The organism is Tahibacter caeni (genome assembly GCF_024609805.1).
Lineage (GTDB): Bacteria > Pseudomonadota > Gammaproteobacteria > Xanthomonadales > Rhodanobacteraceae > Tahibacter > Tahibacter caeni.
Genome location: NZ_JANFVR010000475.1, coordinates 1 through 2,746 on the forward strand (window position 1 = coordinate 1; position 2,746 = coordinate 2,746).

The 2,746-nt window shown below is 72.0% G+C and carries 4 protein-coding genes; 2 read left to right on the forward strand and 2 right to left on the reverse strand.

Annotated features, from left to right (window positions below; all coding sequences use genetic code 11):
- A partial coding sequence (locus NON22_RS22805; RefSeq protein WP_257389284.1) for a DUF1232 domain-containing protein occupies positions 1-502 on the reverse strand: 502 nt, incomplete at its 3' end.
- A 395-nt stretch (positions 503-897) separates the two neighbouring features.
- On the opposite strand from NON22_RS22805, the gene NON22_RS22810 reads away from it, so the two are divergent.
- Complete coding sequence (locus NON22_RS22810; protein ID WP_257389285.1) at positions 898-1,356, forward strand: DUF6265 family protein; 459 nt, start codon at positions 898-900, stop codon at positions 1,354-1,356.
- Between the two features lie 37 nt (positions 1,357-1,393).
- On the opposite strand, the gene NON22_RS22815 is transcribed toward NON22_RS22810, so the two are convergent.
- Positions 1,394-1,960, reverse strand: a complete 567-nt coding sequence (locus tag NON22_RS22815; RefSeq protein ID WP_257389286.1) for a hypothetical protein — start codon at positions 1,958-1,960, stop codon at positions 1,394-1,396.
- 134 nt (positions 1,961-2,094) lie between these two features.
- On the opposite strand from NON22_RS22815, the gene NON22_RS22820 reads away from it, so the two are divergent.
- A complete protein-coding gene (locus NON22_RS22820) occupies positions 2,095-2,547 on the forward strand; it encodes a hypothetical protein (RefSeq protein ID WP_257389287.1) in 453 nt (150 codons plus the stop codon).
- The last annotated feature ends 199 nt before the right edge of the window (positions 2,548-2,746 follow it).

Here is a 2,746-nt window from a genome sequence, read left to right on the forward strand (position 1 = left end):
CGATGCGTCGGCGCATGCGCTGGCGCAACGCGTCGCGGCGGCGCGCGAGCAGCACGCCGCGTGCGGGTCCGGAGGCCGTGCCGGCCGCCTCGAGCTCGCGCCGGTAATCGCAGAAATCCCGGTAGGCGTCGATGACGTGGCGCAGGCGGCGCAGCAGCAGCTCGAGCATGATCGCGTCGTCGAGCAGGCCGATCACGGCGACGTCGTCGGGGATCAGGTCTTCCGGGTCGGCGAAATAGATCAGGGTGCGCAGCACTTCGCGGCGTTCGTCGGCCGGCAGGCACCAGGCCTCGTCCTCGAGCATCAGGATCATCTGCTGCACGCAGACCAGGCGCTGGCGCACGTAGCTCGGCGCGCTGGCCAGCGGCAGGGTGTCCAGCGCCTCCTTCGCGGTCGTGACGACCTCGAATTCGTCCATGCAGTCGGCCAGGCGCTCGGCTCGCGCCAGCGCGGCATGGAAACGGGCGATGTCCTCGGCTTCGAGTACGAATGAAATGCGCACGGCGCGCGAGCCTACGCGCGGCCGCCGCGAGCGTCAAAAGCCGCAAGTCCGGCGCCGGCTCCGCCGCGCGCCGCAGTCGCGCAAACGTTGTCGCTGCCGCTCCCTCGCGCCGGCGTGCTGCTGCCGCACCACGCTGCCGGAGCAGCACACCGGCGATTCGGACGGCGAGCGACACGCCGGCCGCGCCGCCCGGGTGTCCTGCCCCGTCGTGTGGCTGGGAAATTCCGGAGGATTCGCCGCGAAACCGCGCGCGCGGCGAGGAAACGTCGCCACCTCCCCAAGTCACCGCGACGGCGGTGGCGACGTACCGGGGCGAAAGACCCGGAAATCATGCGATGGTCATCGGCGGGACGGGGCACTAGGCTTGCGCAACCTCATCCGCACGGACCTTCGTCATGCGACAGCTGCTCGCCGCCGTTCTTGCACTGATCCTGCCGAGCGCGCCGGCCGCGGCGCTGGAGCCGCCGGCCTGGCTGGCCGGCCACTGGCGCAGCGAACAGGCCGGCCGCGTCACCGAAGAGGTCTGGCTCGCGCCGGCGCAGGGCCTGATGACCGGCATGAGCCGAACCCACGGCGGCACGCGCGCGTTCTTCGAATTCCTGCGCATCGAGCAGCGCGGCGAAGCGCTGTACTACCTGGCCCAGCCGCGCGGCGGCGCCGCGACGGAATTTCGCGCCGTGCAGGCCGACGCCGACACGGCGGCGTTCGAGAACCCGGCGCACGATTTCCCGCAGCGCATCGTCTACGAACGCCGCGCCGACGGCGGCCTGGCCGCGCGCATCGAAGGCCGCGTCGACGGCAAGCCGCGGGTCGAGCGCTGGGACTACCGCCGCGTCCGCGCGGCGGCAGACTAGGCGCCGCCGCGAACGCCGCGCATCGCGGCGGATCCGCTCAGCGCAGGCACGGCGCGACGACCTCGCGGATCGCCGCCTGCCGTCCATCCAGGATCAGCTCGGCCTGGAACGGCGCGCCTTTCTTGTCGGGCGTGGCGACCGACAGGCGCAGGCGCTTTGCGTCGGGTTCGGTGACGGCGCGCACGAGCTTGCCGAGACCGTCGGGCTTACGGTTGTCCTGGCTGCGGCCGAAGATGAAACCGTCGCCGTCGACGCCGTACCAGCCGTTGATGCCGCCGCTGACGTTCAGGCCGGCGCCGCGCGTGTCGACGCTCCATTGCGCAGTGTCGTTTTCGGTGCCGAACCCGTCGGGCCCCTCGAAGCGGTCGAGCGGGAAGCCGCCGGCCGCGTCGTCCTTGGTCAGCACGACCTCGATGTTCAGCGAACCGTTGCTGGCCGGATGACAGGAAAACTCGAACTGCACCGGCGCGAGCTGCACCTCGCCGACGTGCGCGGTACCGGCGAACCGCTGCTTGCGCAGCAGCGCGCCGTCATGCGCCGGCGCCGGCGCTGCGGCCGCCGCGAGGAGAACGACACCGACACCGACGCGCCACGCCTGCCGCATACCCGCCTCCGCCATCTCCGAGTTCGCCGCATGGTCGCGCAGAGCCGCTTTCGGCACAACGCGAGCGACTTCCGGCACTGGGGCGGAGATCCGGGCGGCGCGCAGGCTGCGGCTTTCGCGATCGAGGATTCCGCATGCGCCACGAACGAGCCTGGCAGGACGCTCAACGCATCGACACGCTGATCCAGGCGGTCTACGCCTGCATCTCCGGCGCGGCCGGCGCGCCGCGCGACTGGGAGCGCTTCCGCGCGCTGCACCGGCCCGATGCGCGCAGCCTGCGCACGGTCATCGACGGCGACGGCCGGCCGCGCGCGGAAAGCTTCACGGTCGAGGAATACATCGCCAACGTCACACCGTTCTTCGCGCAGAACCCGTTCTTCGAGATCGAGACCGGCCAGCGCGTCGAGCGCTTCGGCCAGGTCGCCCACGTCTGGAGTCGCTATGAAGCGCGGACCGCGCCGGATGCGCCGGAGCTGCTCAAGCGCGGCGCGAACTCGATCCAGCTGTTCCACGACGGCGCGCGCTGGTGGATCGCCTCGACGGTCTGGGACAACGAGCGCGAAGGGCTGCGCTTCGATCTGTTCTGAACGCGACGCCGCGCCTGCATGAACCGCCTCTGACGCGCCGTCCACGGCCGCGCTTGCCTGAGCCGGCGTCCCTGCGCCAGCCTGCGGCCGAGGCCGAGGAGGCAGCAAGGAGCCGCGATGCCGCAGCTGCGCCACAACCAGACGCCGGCCGCGGGCAGCGGCGTACCCGGCGCGCGGGCGAGCCTCGCCACGGTCCGCG